This window comes from uncultured Alcanivorax sp., assembly GCF_947258575.1.
Classification (GTDB): domain Bacteria; phylum Pseudomonadota; class Gammaproteobacteria; order Pseudomonadales; family Alcanivoracaceae; genus Alcanivorax.
This window is the reverse complement of the sequence record NZ_CAMYIV010000003.1, coordinates 21592-38707: the sequence shown is the minus strand read 5'-3', so window position 1 is coordinate 38707 and position 17116 is coordinate 21592. Positions and strand designations below refer to the sequence as shown.

The 17116-nt window shown below is 59.5% G+C and carries 16 protein-coding genes; 7 read left to right on the top strand and 9 right to left on the bottom strand.

Translation table 11 applies throughout. The annotated features are described in order from the left end of the window. Nucleotides 1–58 precede the first annotated feature (58 nt). Both Q0Y02_RS02465 and Q0Y02_RS02460 read left to right on the top strand, forming a co-directional pair. Nucleotides 59–892: a hypothetical protein gene (locus Q0Y02_RS02465; RefSeq protein ID WP_297763931.1), complete on the top strand. Its 834-nt coding sequence runs from the start codon at nucleotides 59–61 to the stop codon at nucleotides 890–892. A 2-nt stretch (nucleotides 893–894) separates the two neighbouring features. Then, entirely contained in the window at nucleotides 895–1317 is a 423-nt protein-coding gene (locus Q0Y02_RS02460) for a MerR family transcriptional regulator (protein ID WP_297763928.1), read from the top strand. 1 nt (nucleotide 1318) lies between these two features. On the opposite strand, the gene Q0Y02_RS02455 is transcribed toward Q0Y02_RS02460, so the two are convergent. Then, entirely contained in the window at nucleotides 1319–3211 is a 1893-nt protein-coding gene (locus tag Q0Y02_RS02455) for a sodium:proton antiporter (protein WP_297763925.1), read from the bottom strand. A gap of 327 nt (nucleotides 3212–3538) precedes the next feature. On the opposite strand from Q0Y02_RS02455, the gene Q0Y02_RS02450 reads away from it, so the two are divergent. Further along, nucleotides 3539–4726 carry a multidrug effflux MFS transporter gene (locus Q0Y02_RS02450; RefSeq protein ID WP_297763922.1) on the top strand — a complete coding sequence of 396 codons (1188 nt, stop codon included), beginning with the start codon at nucleotides 3539–3541 and terminating at the stop codon, nucleotides 4724–4726. A gap of 146 nt (nucleotides 4727–4872) precedes the next feature. On the opposite strand, the gene Q0Y02_RS02445 is transcribed toward Q0Y02_RS02450, so the two are convergent. Together Q0Y02_RS02445 and Q0Y02_RS02440 are read right to left on the bottom strand one after the other, a co-directional pair. Then, nucleotides 4873–7281 (bottom strand): ABC transporter permease, encoded by a 2409-nt coding sequence (locus Q0Y02_RS02445; RefSeq protein ID WP_297763919.1) that lies wholly within the window; start codon nucleotides 7279–7281, stop codon nucleotides 4873–4875. Then, nucleotides 7274–7951, bottom strand: a complete 678-nt coding sequence (locus tag Q0Y02_RS02440; protein ID WP_297763916.1) for an ATP-binding cassette domain-containing protein — start codon at nucleotides 7949–7951, stop codon at nucleotides 7274–7276. The genes Q0Y02_RS02445 and Q0Y02_RS02440 overlap by 8 nt, the downstream gene beginning before the upstream one ends. Here Q0Y02_RS02440 and Q0Y02_RS02435 point away from each other — a divergent pair. Both Q0Y02_RS02435 and Q0Y02_RS02430 read left to right on the top strand, forming a co-directional pair. Beyond that, nucleotides 7950–8585 (top strand): arylesterase, encoded by a 636-nt coding sequence (locus Q0Y02_RS02435; protein ID WP_297763913.1) that lies wholly within the window; start codon nucleotides 7950–7952, stop codon nucleotides 8583–8585. The genes Q0Y02_RS02440 and Q0Y02_RS02435 overlap by 2 nt on opposite strands. Next, the gene (locus Q0Y02_RS02430) at nucleotides 8578–9192 is read left to right on the top strand and encodes a DUF924 family protein (protein WP_297763910.1); all 615 of its coding nucleotides are present in this window, start codon (nucleotides 8578–8580) and stop codon (nucleotides 9190–9192) included. Before Q0Y02_RS02435 ends, Q0Y02_RS02430 begins: the two co-directional genes overlap by 8 nt. An 85-nt stretch (nucleotides 9193–9277) precedes the next feature. Here Q0Y02_RS02430 and Q0Y02_RS02425 read toward each other — a convergent pair whose 3' ends face one another. From Q0Y02_RS02425 to Q0Y02_RS02400, 6 genes are all read right to left on the bottom strand, one after another. After that, on the bottom strand, nucleotides 9278–9754 hold the full coding sequence (locus Q0Y02_RS02425; RefSeq protein ID WP_297763908.1) for a DUF4442 domain-containing protein: 477 nt from the start codon (nucleotides 9752–9754) through the stop codon (nucleotides 9278–9280). Beyond that, a complete protein-coding gene (locus Q0Y02_RS02420; protein WP_297763905.1) occupies nucleotides 9747–12311 on the bottom strand; it encodes a DUF349 domain-containing protein in 2565 nt (854 codons plus the stop codon). Before Q0Y02_RS02420 ends, Q0Y02_RS02425 begins: the two co-directional genes overlap by 8 nt. Nucleotides 12312–12373: 62 nt before the next feature. Continuing rightward, nucleotides 12374–13282, bottom strand: a complete 909-nt coding sequence (locus Q0Y02_RS02415) for an acyltransferase (protein WP_297763902.1) — start codon at nucleotides 13280–13282, stop codon at nucleotides 12374–12376. A gap of 170 nt (nucleotides 13283–13452) precedes the next feature. Beyond that, on the bottom strand, nucleotides 13453–14115 hold the full coding sequence (locus tag Q0Y02_RS02410) for a TIGR04211 family SH3 domain-containing protein (protein WP_297763899.1): 663 nt from the start codon (nucleotides 14113–14115) through the stop codon (nucleotides 13453–13455). A gap of 132 nt (nucleotides 14116–14247) precedes the next feature. Further along, a complete protein-coding gene (locus tag Q0Y02_RS02405) occupies nucleotides 14248–14547 on the bottom strand; it encodes a YciI family protein (RefSeq protein WP_297763895.1) in 300 nt (99 codons plus the stop codon). A 21-nt stretch (nucleotides 14548–14568) separates the two neighbouring features. Further along, the gene (locus Q0Y02_RS02400; RefSeq protein WP_297763892.1) at nucleotides 14569–15309 is read right to left on the bottom strand and encodes a VC0807 family protein; all 741 of its coding nucleotides are present in this window, start codon (nucleotides 15307–15309) and stop codon (nucleotides 14569–14571) included. Between the two features lie 185 nt (nucleotides 15310–15494). On the opposite strand from Q0Y02_RS02400, the gene Q0Y02_RS02395 reads away from it, so the two are divergent. Beyond that, nucleotides 15495–16316 (top strand): PHP domain-containing protein, encoded by an 822-nt coding sequence (locus tag Q0Y02_RS02395; RefSeq protein WP_297763890.1) that lies wholly within the window; start codon nucleotides 15495–15497, stop codon nucleotides 16314–16316. A gap of 174 nt (nucleotides 16317–16490) precedes the next feature. After that, entirely contained in the window at nucleotides 16491–17114 is a 624-nt protein-coding gene (locus tag Q0Y02_RS02390; protein ID WP_297763888.1) for an L-threonylcarbamoyladenylate synthase, read from the top strand. The last annotated feature ends 2 nt before the right edge of the window (nucleotides 17115–17116 follow it).

The window sequence follows — 17116 nt, the reverse complement described above, 5'->3', positions numbered from 1 at the left end:
GGTTTCCGCTGACAGCCGTACCCTGGCGACACTCAGAGCGGACCTTGCTAGTGGCTCTTTGCAACCTGTACTGGCCCGGCAGGCGTTAGTGCCGGTTCCTGACCGGGTTGTTGCCCGCTGGGTACAGGATGTGGACATCAAGCAATTCGCCATTACCGGATTCAACGAAAACCGTGAGCGTTTCGCGGCCCGAGTCAGACTGCTTTTTGCTGACGGTGATGTGGGCTTTCTCCGCCTGGAGGGAGAGCCTGGAGCCCGTTATCGTCTCACCGAGTGGTACGACTACAGCAGCGGCCTGCAATTGAGCGAGCTGGTGTCCTACGGTGAACGGTTTGAAGCCGGGAAGGGGAAGGCATTTCTGGCTCTGCTGCAGGATAACCCCGGCGCGCCGGAACTTGGCGATCTGGGCGCAGGGGAGCCGGCATTACTGGCATTATGGCTGGCACAGTGTAGCGGCCAGCCCTGTGAAGAGCAGGCCCTGGCCGCTCAGACCGCAACGGGCAAGCCGGCCCTTTGGCAACTGACGCGCGCACTGATGGTCTTGGACCGGAATGCTTACCGGGAAATCAGCAGGCAATTGCACGCGGCCCTCGGCGATGATCCTTACCTCTGGTGGCTGGAAGGGCAGCTCGCCCTGAATCATCAGCGTTGCGACTGGGCTCACAGCGCATTGCGCCAGGCCTGGCGGCGACACCCGGACAATCGGCTGCTTGCTGATGTCGCCCTGCAGTGCCACCTGGCGACGTCGCAGCCAGGAACCGCCTTTCTGGGTGCGCTGTCAGAGTCACTGGGTGCTGACGCCCTGGCTGTCGCCATCCGCCGTTATTTTCAGCAGCAGGATGCGTCTGTTCCCGCTGCCTACCAACCCTGGGCACAACCGGGAGAGGAATGACCATGCGTGTTTCCGATCTGGCCCGCAAGGCGGGTACCACCACCGAGACGGTGCGGCACTACACCGACATTGCGTTGCTGAAGCCGGAGAGAGATCCCAACAACGGCTACCGCCGTTACGGAAATACGGATTTACGGCTGTTGAACTTTGCTCTGAAGGCCCGCTCCCTGGGCTTCACGCTCGCTGACATCCAGGCATTGGCGGACGCTTCCCGGGAGGGTGAAACACCCTGCGGTCAGGTTCGCACGCTGATCGAAACGCGTCTGGAGCAGGTAGAGAGACAAATTGCCGAGCTGCAATCTCTGAGTCTGCGCATGCGCAGCGCCATGGAGCAATGGCAGGGCAGTCCGGATTGTCGGCTGGATGATGGCCGGGTCTGCGGGTTAATCGATACTTTCGTCGATGCCCCGGACCCGGCCGGATAGATCAGCTTTTCTGGCTGACTTTCTCGGTGCCTTTGCCCTTGTCTGCGGCAGCTTTTTCTGCGGCAGCTTCGGCCCGCGCCTCGGTGCGGGCCTCTTCCTTGGCCGCATCTTCCTTGATCAGGCCCAGCACGTGCCAGCCTGCCTTGGGCGCGGGCTGACTTTCTTCACTGAACACATAGATACGATCGCGGGTATCGATGGCGAAAAGCGGCCATACCCGGCGGTGCGGGGTTTGCTGGTAGGCGGTGAAATCGAACTCTTCAGTGAGCCGGGTCTTGCGGATTTCCGCGCCCTGACTTAGCAGGCTGGCCAGGCGAGCATAGGTCATCTCGGCACCGAACAGGGTGGCACCACGGTGTTCCGGGGCCACTTCATGCTTCACTTCCTTGTCGCTTCTCTGCGTTGGCAGGCTGAAAATATTCGGTTCTCCGAATTCCAGGCGATAGCGCATGGTGGCCATAGTGTTCAGCTCACGCCGCGGGCTTAGCCCGAGCAATTTACCGTAGCCCACCAGATCCATGTATTGGTCAGCATGCTGGGAAACCGGGTTGCCATAAAATGTACTCAGGCCTTCCATTCGGGCCAGTCGAATGGATTCCCAGCTCGAGTCCGTGACCATCACCGGGAACTGGTTTTTCTGCAGGGCAGAACCAATCGCTCGGGCTACCGGGTTGGCCCCTACAATCAGGAACCCCCGCGGTGCCGGCTCGGCGACCTTCAATAAACGAGCCAGGGGTCTGGCGGTGAGACTCTGCAGTGCCACGGTGCCGATGATGACCATGAAGGTGAGAGGAACCAGCATTTCGGCTCCCTCCACACCATTTTGCAGCAACCGTTCGGCAAACAGGGCGGAAATGGCCGCTGCCACGATGCCCCGGGGGGCAATCCAGGCGAGCAGGGATTTTTCCCGCCAATTAAGGTTGGAGCCCAGTGTGGCGACCAGCACGGACGCCGGGCGGGCGACCAGTTGGATAATCGCCAGCACTACCAGTGCCATCCAGCCGAGTTGCTCGAGTTCCTGCATTTCCAGACGTGCCGCCAGAACGATAAAAAGCCCGGAGATCAGAATGACAGAGAGGTTCTCCTTGAAGTGGAGAATATCATTGGTGCGAACCCCCTTGAGGTTCGCCAGCACGATGCCGGTAACGGTAACGGCTACCAGGCCGGATTCCTCGCTGAGCGCATTCGCCAGCACGAATTCGCCGATGACCAGCGACAGCACCAGGAAGCTGCGCAGATATTCTGGGACCAGATGGCGGCGCAGCAGCGCTGCCAGGCCCATGGCGACCACTGCACCGATGGCGGCGCCGACGGTGATCGTCTGGAAAAACAGCCACAGGGTATGCAGTAACGCACCTTCCTGCCCGCTGGCCACCACCAGCTCATAGGCCAGTACCGCAAAAATGGCACCCAGCGGATCGATAACGATGCCTTCCCAGCGCAGCAAGCGGGCCACGCTGCTGACCGGGCGTACGCTGCGCAGAAGCGGAACAATGACGGTAGGGCCGGTGACGACCACCAGGGCACCAAACAACAGGGCAAGGTCAAACGACAGTTTGAGTAGCCACCAGGCAGACACGGCCACGATTGACCAGGTTACCAGCGCCCCCCAGGTCACCAGGCGGCGAACGGTTTTCTCCAGGCCGCGAATCTCATCGAAGCGCAGGGTCATGGCCCCTTCAAAGAGAATGATCGATACCGCCAGTGATACGCCGGGGAGTAGCAGATCACCCAGCAATTCTTTGGGTTGCAGTACACCGGTCAGTGGCCCCAGTGCCAGGCCAGTCAGTAGCAGCGGCAGAATGGCGGGTAGCTTGATACGCCAGGACACCCACTGACACAGGAAGGCCACAACGGTGATGATGGCCAATTGGTACGCAATCTCTAAATTCATGCAGTTTCCGTTTGGTAATGACGGGTGGCTGGGCAGAAAGTGTCAGCAGAGCAAGCAGGGTCAGCCCCGGAAGGTTGAATCACGGGCACAGACGAGGACCAATTCTGGTCCGTTGATAGTGTTGTCATCGCGGTTACCCATTGCGTTTCTGGAATCCCCATGGGCAGGGGCGCTTTCATTAACCCGCCAAAGCGGCTAATGGTCACAGGACAACACGATGGCCGCAACCCGTTTTTCATAACAAGAACTGAATCCGGTTCATAAATTCACTGAAGCTCAGCGTCACATGCGTTACCATCCCGATCTCGCTGCCTCACTGGACATTTCATGCAAGCCCAAATTTCCCCTCGTCGATTGGCGATTCTACTCGGCACCCTGGTCGCACTGGGGCCTCTCGCCATTGATACCTATCTACCGGCACTGTTGGCGATGTCTGAGCACTTTGCCGTGCCGATCCACGATGTGGAAATTTCGGTGAGTGTCTATGTACTCGGCGTGGCACTGGGCCAGTGGTTGGGCGGACCCTTGTCGGATCACTTTGGTCGCAAGCCGGTCGCTTATATAGGGTTGCTGCTTTTCATTGCCGGCAGCTTGATCATTCCTTTCAGTAATGACATCCAGATGCTTTACCTGCTGCGTTTCCTCCAGGCCGTAGGGGGAGGTGCATCTGTAGTGATTGCCGCCGCCTCGGTACGGGACCATTTCACCGGCCAGCAGGCCGCCGGGGTTCTCACCAGTATTGGCCTGGTCATGCTGATTGCGCCGCTGGTGGCGCCGGCGGTGGGTGTGGCACTGCTCAATCTTGCCGGCTGGCAGAGCATTTTCTTCATGCTGGCCGGATACGGGATGATGTTGATGCTGCTGGTTCGCTTCCCGCTGCCCACGGTTCCCCGGCGGCAAGACAATGAGACGTTGTGGCACCGGTTGTTCAACGCTTATGGGAGAGTGCTGCGCAATCGCCCGGCGATGGGCTTTATTCTTGCCAATGCGCTGGCATTTTCCGCCCTGTTTGTCTTCATTACCGATGCTGCCTTCCTCTACATGGATCATTTCGGCATCAGCCCCTACCAGTTCCCGCTGTATTTCGGTGCCAATGTGGTGACCATGCTCGGGCTCAATCGCCTGAATGTTGTGTTACTGCGCCGTTATGCCAGCGCAGACATCATGCGTGCAGGGCTAATCTTGCAAGCCCTGGCCGGGGTGGCATTGCTGGTGCTGACGCTGACAGACAACCTGGTTCTGTGGGCAGTGGTGCCACTGATTATGGTCACTGCAGGTATGGTGGCGCTGGTGATCCCCAACGGTATTGCCAGTTTCCTCAGCCTGTTTGATCGCGACAGCGGTGCGGCTACCGGCCTGAACGGTACGCTGCAATTTCTGCTGGCCGGGCTGATCGGCACGGTATTGGGCGCCTGGCATGACGGCACGCCGGTGCCGATGACACTGTTGATGGCCGGCAGCAGCATTACCGCACTAGCGGCCTTCCTGTGGTTGAGGAAAGGGGCGGAACGTTAGAAACGGTCTCGCGGTAACCGTATCAACCGTAGGGTGGATTAGCCTAAGGCGTAATCCACCTTCCTGCGATTCGACGTCTGCTGCAGTGAATTTTGTGGATTACGCCTTGGGCTAATCCACCCTACGAAGTCGCCGTGTTATCTGCGTCAGACTTTCCCGCTAAGGGAAGCTGGCTGCAAGGGTGGCGCCAGCCGCGCTGCCAGCACCAGCAACGCAGTGACGCCCCAGGGCAGCAGTAACCACAGGCTCAACGGCAACTCGCCGTCGAACAGTTTCTGCCCCAGTGGAAACAGTGCGGCAAAGTGAATCAGATTGGCCAGCAGGGCGGCGCCACCAATCAGGAACAGGGCCTGCAGAGCGGCGGTGCGCCGCAGCAGGCTCTGGCGGGCGCCAATCACAACCAGCAGCCGGTTATCCTTGCGCATCTGGTCAGCGGTTGCCAGCAGGGCAGCAGCCAGCACCAGTAGCGCCGCCAGCATCAGCATCAGTCCCACAAAGAAAGCGGCGCGACTGGCCTGGGCAACGATGTCCTCCAAGGTGGCAAGGATGGCGTTCACGTCCAGCAGGCTGATCTGGGGAAACTGTTGCACCAGGCTCGCCAGCTCTGTGCTTTTCTCGGGGGGCAGATAAAAACTGGTGATCCAGGTGCGACTCTGGGCTTCCAGCGTGCCCGGGGAAAACATGAAGTAGAAGTTAGGCGCAAAACTTTCCCAGTCCACGTCCCGCAGGCCGACAATTTCAGCTTCAATAGGCGTGGAGGCCCCGGTAAAGATCAACTGGTCACCCAGCTTCAACCCCAGTGACTCCGCCAACTCACTTTCCACGGTGACCTCGCCGGCCCCCTCGACCCAGCGGCCTTCCAGCAGCTCGTTGCTGTCAGGCAAGGTATCCGCCTCGGTGAGAGACAGGTCCCGGTTCAATGCCCGGTCGCCACGGTCCTGCTCCTTGGTCACGGCATCACGCACAGGCTCGCCGTTAATAGCGGTAAGCCGGGCGCGAACCACAGGATAAAGAGGCTGGCTGTCGCTGTTGTGCTGTGCCAGCCAGTCATTGAAAGGCGCCAGGTCCTGGTCAAACAGGTTGATGACAAAATAGTTGGGTGCATTGTCGGGCAGGGTAGAGCGCCAGTCGCTCAGTAACTGCCTGCCGGTCTGGATCGACATGGACAATACCGCCAGTGACACCACCAGCGCTGCCAACAGGGGCAGCGTGGTTGTCTTGCGACGGCTCAGGCGGCGCAGGGCCAGACGGGCAGCCAGCGGCATCCTGCCGCTGACCCGGTCCAATAGCGACACCAGGGGCCACAGCACCAGCGGTAGCCCCACCGCGATGGCAAAAGTCAGCAGCAGCAGGGGCCACAGACTGGTCAGTGAACCACTCATCACGGCGGCCAGCGGGATCGGGGTGAGCAGGGCAATTAGCAGGGTCCAGCGCTGACGGCCCGGCTGGCTTTCACGCTGTTGCAGCAAGGCGGTGGCTGGCAGGCCCAGATGCGCCCACAGGGTGGGGGCAGCAAACCCAAGCCACAGCAGCACCGGGCCAATCAGGCCCAATACCGGTGCAGCAACGGGAAAGGTCATGCCTCCCCCCATTAGTGTGATCAGATACAGGCCCAGCGCACTGGCCAGGGCAATACCGCTGAGCGTGGGGATCAACAGGGCAAGGGCGTCGCCGCCCAGCAAGCGGCGGACAATGGTTGCCTGGCTGGCGCCCACGGTTTTCATCACGGCACAGAGCGTTTGCTGGTGACGGGCACGGTGGCTTGAGGTTAGGTAGATGGCCGCCGCGCACAGCAACACCACCAGCATCACCGCCAGTTGCGACCAGAGGAAAAGTTGCTCCACCGGCCCACGACTGCGCAACTCGGTATTGGCCACGGTTTCCAGTTCCTGGTCCGGCCGCAGCCCCGGGGTCAGGCGACTCTCCAGCTGCTGGCGAGTGGCATCATTGGCAGCCACCAGAATGTTATGGCGGTAGCGACTGCCCTCACCGAGTATTGCTGCCTGTTGCAGATCATCAATATGGATCAGGGCCCGCGGGTTCATGCTGTAGAAGCCGGCTTGTTGATCCGGCTCCTGAACGATGACCTTATCGATCAGCAGGCTGCGTTCGCCAAGGGTAATGAACTCGCCGGTCTGTAAGCCCAGGCGATCCAGCCCGGTGCCGGCAATCCAGACATGACCGGGCTGTGGGCCATGATCCACCGGGTACGGATCCGCAAAGCGGCTGTCACTGATCTGGATCTCGCCATAGAGCGGGAAGCCGGCCGACACCGCCCGTATGCTGGCCAGCAGAAAGCTGTCGTCGTTTACCAGCACACTGGAAAATTTCACGCTTTCCGTGTGACGGGTCTCTGCCAGTTGCTGGCGTTGTGCCGGTTCCGGAAAACGGGTGCCTTCCAGAATCAGGTCCGCGCCCAGGGCAACGGCGGTACGCTGGTTGAATCGTTGGTCGACAGTGTCGCGCAGGATCAGCATGGCGGTCATGGCAAAGGCTGCCACCAGCACCGCCAGTGCCTGAACGCGGAATGCGGGGGAACGCCAGGCCTTAAACACCAAGACGGCCCTCCACCAGGGACATGGCTCGGCTGCAACGCCGGGCCAGAGTCTGGTCATGGGTGACCAGTACCAGGGCGGTGCCCTGTTCCTGGTTCAGGGAAAACAGCAAGTCTGCTACATGCTCACCATTGGCATAATCCAGACTGCCGGTGGGCTCATCGGCAAACAGCAGGGAAGGGGACACCGCGAAGGCCCGCGCCAGCGCAACGCGTTGCTGTTCCCCGCCAGATAGTTGGGCCGGGAAGTGATGATGGCGTTTGCCCAGCCCCACCTGGTCGAGCCAGTGGCGGGCGGTGTCGCGGTCCTTGGCGCGGCCCAGGATTTCCAGCGGCAGCATGACGTTTTCCTGGGCGGTGAGATCGGCCACCAACTGGAAATGCTGAAATACAAAGCCGCATTGCTCACCGCGCAGGCGGGCCCGTTGATCTTCGCTGCCATTACTGAACGGCTTGTCTCCCAGCAGCACCTCACCGCTGGTGGGCACATCCAGGCCGGCGAGCAGAGACAATAGGGTGGATTTGCCGGAGCCGGATGGCCCGGTAATGGCCAGACTGTCACCGGCATTCACTGCCAGCGTGATATCCTGCAATAGATCCAGCCCGCCCTCTGGTCCCTGTACACGTTTGCCAAGATTTCGGGCGCTTAATACGGGAGATGTTGTGTTCATGATTCGGCTTCTTTTAGTGGCAATTCTGGCCATGGCGGCGCTGTCCGTGCAGGCCAGGGGCTTACTGGTTTTGGGCGATAGTATCAGTGCTGCCTATGGGATTGAAAAATCCGCAGGGTGGGTCGCCCTGCTGGAGAAGGAACTGGAACAGCGCTGCCGTGATTTCCCCGTGATCAATGCGTCGGTCAGCGGTGAAACCACCGCCGGCGGCAATGGCCGGCTGGCAGCATTGCTGGACAAACATGCGCCGCAAATCGTGATCATTGAGCTGGGCGGCAATGATGGCCTGCGCGGACTGTCCCCCATCGCCATGGGCAACAACCTGGCACAGATGATCGAAAAAAGCCGTGCCGCAGACGCCACACCGGTATTGCTCGGCATGCGTATTCCCCCCAATTACGGGCAACAGTATACCCGTCTGTTCGAACAACAGTTCCGTCAGGTATCTGACGACAAAAAAGTGCCGTTGTTCCCGTTTTTCCTGGAGGGCGTGGTGGAGCAGGGCTGGATGCAGAAGGATGGCATTCATCCCACCGGGGAAGCCCAGCCCTTGTTGAAGGCCCATGCCGCTTCTGTGCTTGAGCCTTTATTGCCGGCTCAGTGCGATGAAGCCGCAGGAGGTGACGATGTTTGAATTGACGCCGCCCTGGCAGGACGTACTCAATTACTGGTTTGAGGATGGTCTGAGCCAGGACTGGCCGCAGGCATCGGTAACGCGCAAATGGTTTCGCGCCAGTGCGGGTGATGATGCAGAGATTGAGCATCGCTTCGGCGCTTATGTGGAGGCGGCGGTACAGCAGGAACTGGTGGACTGGGAACGCCAGCCTCAGTCACGGCTGGCATTGATCCTGCTGCTGGACCAGTTCACCCGCCATATCTACCGTGGCCAGTCCCAGGCCTTTGCCGGCGATCACCGGGCGGCAACCCTCGCGGTGGAGGGTGTTTCCAGGCAGATGCACAGCAAGTTGCCCCTGTGTGGGCAGGTATTCTTTCTGATGCCACTGATGCATGCTGAAGATGAAGACCTGCAGGATCTCTGTCTGAACAGCATGACCGCCTTGCTGGAGCGCGCCCCGGATTCCTGTCGCAAGTCGGTACAAAGCAGTGTCGATGCAGCCAGGCAACATCGGGAGTTGATTCGCCGCTTCGGGCGTTTCCCGCATCGCAATGCAGCTCTGGGTAGGGAAAGCACCGCCGAAGAACTCGCCTATCTGGAAAAGACAGGTAGCTTCGGGCAGTGACTGTAGGAGCCATGCTTGCATGGCGAACCATTGGCGCTTTTCAGATCAATCAGCGTCATCATGAGGGATGGCTCCCACGACAAGATCAGCTGCGGGGCTTCTTGCGGATATAGAGCGTCTTGTTGATTTTGGCCACTGTCTCGCCGTCATCGTTGATGATGGTCACCGGCCAACAAGGCAGGTATTTGTTGCCGTCGGCAGTGTGCTGATGGATTGCTTCCAGCATGGTATCGGTCAGCAGGAAACGGGCATGAACCCGCCCGGTGCCCGGCTTGATGAAATCAATCTCGGCAGCCTTGTCCCAGACGATATAATCCCGCCCCAGCACGTTCATGACCATGAGCATGTAGAACGGATCGACCATGGAATAGAGGCTGCCGCCAAAATGGGTGCCCACGTAATTACGGTTGTACCAGTGCAATCCCATGGACACCTTGAGCTCGCGAAAGTCCTCCGCCAGATAATCTACCCGCACACCCGCACCCAGGTAGGGACCGTAAAGATTCAGAAACCAGCGCAGCCCTCTCGGGGTGCGGGCAAACCGGGTTAGCAGATTACTCACTGCCCGGCTCCAATACTGCCAGGGCCTGAAGCAGGCGATTGCGCACGGCGACACAGACCGGCTGATCGTGATCCTTCAAAAGCCGAGCCATTTCATCCAGAGCAGAAAATTGTTGCTGTTTCATGGCCGACGGCAGCTTTTCCAGTTGCCACTGAAGGCGGCGCTGGCGCTCGGCTTCAGGGCTGGGTACGCCAGCCAGCGCCTCGAAGGCAACCGCCAGTGTCAGTGATTCCTCGCCGCACTCATTCACTTCAGAAAGGCTTTCCGCGGTCTGCTGTAGAGCTTGCCAGTGCTCCCATTCAGACAGGCGGTCGAGCCTTTCCCGGGCTCGCCGACGCAGCTGCTGAGCCTGGCGATTCAGAGACTGGGGCAGGGCGGAGCTGTTGAATTGTTCAAGCGCGTTCAGCGCTTCTTTCAAAGCATGGGCTCCCTCCCTTGAGAAAGGCGCATCCAGGCAGCTTTCCAGTTGCGTGACCGCATCTCGCGCTTCCTGTGAGCGAACTTCCTGTTCCGCTTTGCGTTCGGCATGCTGACGGTTGCGCTCGGCAAACAGGGCGTCCATGGCCTTTTTGAATTTTTTCTGACCGGCGCGATGCTGCGCCGGCGGCAACCAGGGCGTGTCACGCCATTGCTTCTGCAATTGCTGCGCCTGCCGGGTCGCTTCGCCCACATCATCCAGTGTGGCCAGGTTTTTTGCCTGGGTGATCAGGGCCTGTCGAGAGGTTTCGGCGCCCTCGATATACTCTTTGAGCCTTTCGTCAAGGCCGGACAGTATCGCGGAGAAGCGTTTCTGCACCTCACGAGCGTGAGTAAAACGCACCGGTTGAATGGCTTTCCAGTCTTTGGGTGCCTGTTGGCGGATTTGCCAGATGCCTTGCCAGTCAGCCTGGCTCCAGTCCTGTGCGGCAACAAATTGCTCAAGCTGCTCGCAAAGTTGGCGGCGTTTTTCCAGATTGCTCTGGCGTAGCGCATCCTGCTCGGCAAAATGGGCCTGGCACGGCTCATAGGCGCGATCGGAGGCGGCCTTGAAGCGATCCCAGAGGGCCTGATCCTCGTCCTGGTCGGAGCTCATCAAGGCGCGCCATTCATCGTGAAGTGCCTGGATGGCGGAAGCCAGTTGCGGCGCATCCATGCTGCTGCCAGCCAGGGCTTCCATGGATTCGCACAGCGACACCTTTTTTGGCTCGGCAGCAAAGCGATGCCAGTCCTGCAGTTCGGCGCGGCGGGCTTCGAGTTTTTTCAGCTGGCTGGCCAGGGCCGCATCGCCCTGTTCGTCGATGATGGCCTGGGCCTTGTGCCAGAGGCGATTGGCGTGGCGCAGATTGCCCTCTCGCAGCTCCCGCTTCAGTGCAACCAGTAGCCCCTGATGGGGGCTCGGTGCTGGGCGAGCCGGGGCCGTTGCGGGTTTTTCTTCGCGGGGCGGGGCGGTGAGGGCAGCCAGCAAAGGTGGCTTGGGGTATCCCGTGGGCCACTCTGCAGCCAGGCTCTGCAGGCGAGCGGGATCATCGCGGGCTTCAAGAATATCGGCCGCCAGATTCAACATGCGCTCGAAAGCACTGACCAGATCCTCGAAGGCCCGTTTGTCATTGTCCGGGGCCGGGGCCTGCTCATTGGCACTGTCCCAGCGACGTTTCTGGGTGGCAAGGGCAGAGCGCAACTCGCCCAGCTGGTCTTCCCAGGCTTGCGGTTCGCTCTGGCTCAATAGTTGATACAGGTTGTGAGCTGCCGCTTCCCGTTCTGCGCGGGCGGTATCTGCCAGTGCTTGACGGTGGTTTTCCTCTTGCAGGATTGCCAGTTGGTGGCGGCATTGCTGCAGTGCTTGTTGAACCCGCTCGGCCAGCTCTGGTGTCGCCCGGTTGCTGCTGTCCTGCCATTGCTGTTCCAGCTGTTCCAGACGCGGGCCATACAGGGCGTCAACGGAGCGGCGAGCGTGTTGTTCCAGCCGATCTGCCAGTTGCACGACCCGTGCGGACTCAGCTTCTTCCTGCTGTATTTTTTCCTGCAGGGCCTTGGCTTGTTCCCGGGCCAACCGGGTGACGCGTTTGTCACGGCCTTCGCGGCTAAGGCGCTTCAATAGGGAGAGGCTGCGGAGCTGCTGGGCGGCTTCGAGCCGCAGGGTCTCTGTCCTGCTTTCCAGGGCCAGCTCGAACAACAGGTGGTCATCATCAAGACGCTCGATGGCGGCCTGTTGGCACATTTCATCGGGGCTGTTACGGGCAATATAGCCAAGCGCCTCGCGATTGCCGGTGAGGCGTATCAACCTTAATCGGGTTTCGCTGTTGGGGGCGCCATCCACGGTGCCGGCCAGCAGTGCCATGATCCGCATGGAGGCGGCTTCGCGCACCGAGGGCTCTTCGTCGCGCTGATGGATTTCGTCCAGCAGGGAAAAGTCCGTAATTCTGCCGCTGGCGGCGGCTCGAACCAGGGAGTTGGAGTCGCCGCGCGCAAGACGAGCCAGGGTCGCCTCGTCGTCAACGGGGGACAGTTGTTCCACGGCCTTGAGCCGCATGTCGGGATTGCTGTGCTGCCAGCGAGGTTTCAGAAATCGGCCAAACATATAAATTCTCAAAAAGGCGCCAGACGCTTGACGCTGGATGCCTGACGCGGAAAAGGGCTGCGTCAGGCGCCCGGCGTGGTGCGTCCGGCGTTATTATTTTCCAGTAAGGCATCCTTTTCCGCCCAGAGGTCGCCAATCCATTGCTGGAATCGGGCTCGGAATTCCGGGTCCGATTCGTAGTCGCCTTCCGAGGCCCAGGCGGGGATCACGCGCTGTTGAACGATGACGTCAACCTCGTTCATGGCGCCGCCGAGATAAGCCAGTAGAGAGCGGGGTGCCTCCGGGGGGTAAATAATGGTCACATCAAGTAAATTTCGCAAATGCCCTGACATGGCATTAAGGGTGAAAGCGGCGCCACCGGCTTTTGGTTTAAGCAGGTGCTTGTAGGGGGATTGCTGCTTGGCGTGTTTTTCGGCCTCAAAGCGGGTGCCTTCGAAAAAGTTCATCACCGAAGTGGGGAAGTAGGCAAATTTCTCGCAAGCCTTGCGGGTGGTTTCCAGGTCCTTTCCTTTCAGGGACGGGTTCTTTTCAAGCTCGGCCTTGGTGAACCGCTTCATGAAAGGGAAATCCAGGGCCCACCAGGCCAGCCCGAGCAGCGGTACTTTTATCAGTTCCTGCTTGAGGAAAAACTTCAGGAAGGGAATTCTGCGGTTGGAGATGCGCTGCAGAACCAGAATATCCGCCCAGGATTGGTGGTTGCAGGTGACCAGATACCACTGATCACGATCCAGCGTGTCCATGCCGGTGATGTTCCATTTCACCTGGCTGGTCAGGCCGATAATGGCGTTATTGATGCCGATCCAGGTCTCGGCGATGAAGACCAGAATTTTCGACAATACCACCTGGGATTTTTCCCCGCGCAGCACCAGCCGAAGCAGGGCAAAAACGTAAAGCGGAAGGCAGAGAAGAAGGGTGTTAAGCAGGATGCCCACCAGGGCCAGTGCGCCACGAATCTTGTGCCAGATAGTCATAACCGTCGTCGTCAATAGCAGGGTAAACAGGCATGCTACCCAAAGCGCTTTGGCATGTCCCGTGTCCGTTTCGGTCATTTTTGCCGAAAATACAGGGCGTTGGGGGCCTGAGTGCAGCAGAAAGGCCATGCCGGGAAGGCATGGCCTTGGCAGGGATAATCAGTGGATGATCAGTTTGCCCAGCCGCTGTTACGGCGGCGGCCCGAGCGTGAACGCATGATCATGCCGGCAACCAGGCCGAGCAGCAGAATGCCGACCCCGGTAATCCACTGCTGGGAAGTGTTGTTGTTGCGCAGCATCACGTTCTCGCCTTTCACTTGATCCAGCTCGGAACGGAGCAGGCTCAGTTCCTCATTGAGGCGACGGTTGGCCTGGTCCAGGCGGATCGGGTCAGAGGCTACGTCCTGCAACTGTTCCAGCTCATCGCTGCGGGAGCTCAAGGCATTCTTCAGTTCCGAGGATTGCTCGGAAAGTGCCTCATGCTCGCCTTTGAGCTCGGCCAGCTGGGTGCGCAATTTAGCCGCTTCTGCCTTGGCCTGTTCGCTGGCCTGGTTGGCTCGCTCCAGCATGATTTCAGCGGTGGGGCTCTGGCTCAGATACTGCTTGCCAATGTAGCCCTCAATGTCCTTGTAGCGGATTTTTGCCCAGTCACCGTCGAAGCCGAGAAACTCGATGCGGGTGCCGCTCTTGATGCCCCGGTGCAGAATGCGGCCAGCGGGGTTGGCAGATGAGCGAATCGGTACATAGATGCTGTCATCTACCCAGGCAGTGGAGGCAACAGCCGTATGGCTGGCTACCATTATTGCCAGGAAACAAACCAGTCTTGCGAGCATGGGGGTCTTTACTCCTTGATGTCAGGCCGCGCAGTCTAGAGAAGTCATCAGGGTTGCGGCGCTACCATAATCACATTTCGCGCTGCGGGCCGTGGTGTCTTTGTAAAAAATGGCAAACCGTCCCGCTGAAGGTCAGGGCAGTACCTTCTTGAACGGTTTCACCGTAACGCCAGCGTAAACACCGGCAGCAATGTAGGGGTCCGCATCCGCCCATTGTTGGGCTGCTTCCAGGGAGGCGAATTCGGCGACGACCAATGAGCCGGTGAAGCCGGCCTCACCGGGATCGTTGCTGTCGATGGCCGGGTGCGGGCCGGCCAGTATCAGCCGCCCCTGTTCTTTCAGGGTTTCCAGGCGGGCCAGATGGTCCGCCCGAGCCTGTTTGCGCAAGGGAAGGGAGTTTGCCACGTCCTCACTGATAATCGCGTACAGCATGGTTTCGCTCTTTATTCAGGGTTAACGGTGGTGTGCAGCCATGATGTCTTCCAGCTTGAGCCCGGTCAGCTTGCCGATGCGGCGAAACAGAAAGACCATGGCAAGAATCAGCACAATCATGGAGGGCACGACAATAACCGGGTAGCTCAGGGCTGTCATCTTGCCCAGTTCGGCATTGAATGCCTCGCTTCCCGGCGGGCTGGTCAGAATCACCTTGGCCAGCACGTAGTTGAGTACCGAGGACAGGAAAAAGGAGGCCGCCACCATCCAGGAAGCCTGCTTCAGGGTCAGCTCGAAGGCGCCGAGGTTGTTATTGTCTTCCAGTTTGGCTGCGATTTTGTCGGTATCCAACACCTTGTCGTTGTAAAGAAAGGTCTTTACCAGCGGCCAGCGGGTGCGCAGGGATACCACCGTTGCGATGCCCAGCAAGGCCGGAATGGCCGCCTCCTTCATGGCGATATATTTGGCATCCAGCTCCATCAGACTGATGCCGCCGGTCAGCAGAATGCTGACAATGCCCAGGCCAGAGAAGAAATTGGCCTTGCCGTTCTGCAGGAAATCCCGCAGGCCGTAGAGCAGGGGGAAGGCAAGCGCCACCACAATGGCCCACTTGGTGCCCAGCCAGTCATCCCCGGAGAGTTTGGCCAGGATCAGGGCAGGGATAGCGATATTGATCAGCAGGTTGGCCAGCAGGCTTTCCTGCTTCGGTGGCGTGGCGCTGGCTGGCTTGCCGTTCTGTTCCGGGGTGTTGCTTTCGCTCATTCGGGATTCCGTTTGATCAGTTTATGGCAGCCGGAGGGCGTTAAAGATGCCGATGAAGGGCTCAAAAATGCTACCCTGCGCCTTGATTCCCGTCGTCAGCCTGTTATGACCCATTGAGGGAGTCACGGCAGACACAACGAGAACCTTGAGAGGATCTGGCTATCTCCTGTAACCATACAATCGACTTGCACAGTCACAGTACGGCGTCCGACGGTATTCTAAGCCCTGCAGCGCTGGTGTCGAGGGCTGCGGACTATGGAGTGACCTGTCTGGCCCTGACTGACCACGATACCCTGGCCGGGTTGCCCGAGGCCCATGAGGCTGCCCGGGAGCACGACATCAGCCTGGTGAACGGTATCGAACTGTCCGTGCGCCACGAAAACCGCGAATACCATGTGTTGGGGCTGTGGTTGGATACCGATTGTGGTCAGTTGCAGGAAAGGGTTGCCGCCCAACAAGAGGCGCGAGTCAACCGTGCCAGGGAGATTGGCCGCCGTCTTGATCGTGCCGCCACTCTGGCCAACAGCTATGAGCGCACCTGCGAACTGGCAGGCACCGACGCGCCAGGGCGCCCTTTGTTTGCCCGGTTTCTTCAAGAAGCGGGCCGGGTGCGCAACCACCGGCACGCCTTCAACCGTTATCTGAAGCAGGGCCAATCCGCTTTTGTGGCGACGCCTTGGTGCACCCTGGAAGAGGCTATCGCTGATATTCATGCTGCTGGCGGCAGCGCGGTACTGGCTCATCCGCAGGCCTACAACATGACGCGCAAGAAGCTGCGCCAGTTTCTTGCCAGTTTCAAGGAAGCCGGCGGCGATGGTCTCGAAGTGGCCATGCCCGGGCTCTCCCCGCAACAGACGGCGTTGCTGGATGAATGCTGGCAGCACTTTGATCTGCAGGTGTCCGCCGGCTCCGACTTTCACTCGCCGGAGCAGAAATGGCTGGCACTGGGGCGGCTGCCGCCGGTGCCGAACGGCGCGAGGCCGGTGTGGGAAGGGCGGTTGGCTTGAGTTAACAGTTAATAGTGAACAGTTAACAGCTAAAACAAAGGTTTATCGCTGTTTTTTAAAGTTCACTGTTAGTATGTGGTATTGCCTATTTTGAGACTGCTTCCCGGCCGAAAATGGACTCCTTCTGGGTTTTCCGCTGTTCACTATTAACTATTCACTGTTAACTGCTTATTTATGACCGACATCCTCTACATCCATCCCGAAACGCCTCAGCCCCGCCTTATCCGGCAGGCTGTGGATGTGATTCGCAACGGCGGGCTGATTGCCTACCCCACGGACACCACCTACGCGCTGGGCTGCGGTATCGGCGAAAAGAATGCCCTGGATCGTCTGATCCGCCTGCGGCAGCTGGACAAGAAGCACCAGTTCACTCTGCTGTGCCACGATCTGTCTGCGCTGGCCATCTATGCCAAGGTGGAAAATCCGGATTATCGCCTGCTCAAGGCCCACACCCCGGGCCCCTATACCTTCATCCTCAAGGGCACCACCGAGGTGCCGCGGCGGCTGATGGACCCGAAAAAGCGCAATATCGGTATTCGCGTGCCAGATCATGCCATCTGCCAGGCGCTGTTGGCCGAGCATGGCGAGCCGATCATGACATCTACCTGCCACCTGCCCAACGACGAGTTCCCGCTCACTGATCCCCAGGATGTCCGCGACTTCCTGCAGGGGCAGGTGGATCTGGTCATTGATGGCGGTTTCTGTGGCGTCATGGAGACGACTGTGATTTCCATGGCCGACGGTGATGGCCCGGAAGTGATCCGGGGAGGGGCCGGGCCGGTGGACAGTATTTACTGAAT

Bases quoted from the DNA above. Each gene is read 5' to 3' on its own strand.
- Q0Y02_RS02460 (WP_297763928.1), top strand. From the start codon at position 895: ATGCGTGTTTCCGATCTGGCCCGCAAGGCGGGTACCACCACCGAGACG.
- Q0Y02_RS02455 (WP_297763925.1), bottom strand. From the start codon at position 3,211: ATGAATTTAGAGATTGCGTACCAATTGGCCATCATCACCGTTGTGGCC.
- Q0Y02_RS02450 (WP_297763922.1), top strand. From the start codon at position 3,539: ATGCAAGCCCAAATTTCCCCTCGTCGATTGGCGATTCTACTCGGCACC.
- Q0Y02_RS02435 (WP_297763913.1), top strand. From the start codon at position 7,950: ATGATTCGGCTTCTTTTAGTGGCAATTCTGGCCATGGCGGCGCTGTCC.
- Q0Y02_RS02440 (WP_297763916.1), bottom strand. From the start codon at position 7,951: ATGAACACAACATCTCCCGTATTAAGCGCCCGAAATCTTGGCAAACGT.
- Q0Y02_RS02430 (WP_297763910.1), top strand. From the start codon at position 8,578: ATGTTTGAATTGACGCCGCCCTGGCAGGACGTACTCAATTACTGGTTT.
- Q0Y02_RS02420 (WP_297763905.1), bottom strand. From the start codon at position 12,311: ATGTTTGGCCGATTTCTGAAACCTCGCTGGCAGCACAGCAATCCCGAC.
- Q0Y02_RS02415 (WP_297763902.1), bottom strand. From the start codon at position 13,282: ATGACTATCTGGCACAAGATTCGTGGCGCACTGGCCCTGGTGGGCATC.
- Q0Y02_RS02410 (WP_297763899.1), bottom strand. From the start codon at position 14,115: ATGCTCGCAAGACTGGTTTGTTTCCTGGCAATAATGGTAGCCAGCCAT.
- Q0Y02_RS02405 (WP_297763895.1), bottom strand. From the start codon at position 14,547: ATGCTGTACGCGATTATCAGTGAGGACGTGGCAAACTCCCTTCCCTTG.
- Q0Y02_RS02400 (WP_297763892.1), bottom strand. From the start codon at position 15,309: ATGAGCGAAAGCAACACCCCGGAACAGAACGGCAAGCCAGCCAGCGCC.
- Q0Y02_RS02390 (WP_297763888.1), top strand. From the start codon at position 16,491: ATGACCGACATCCTCTACATCCATCCCGAAACGCCTCAGCCCCGCCTT.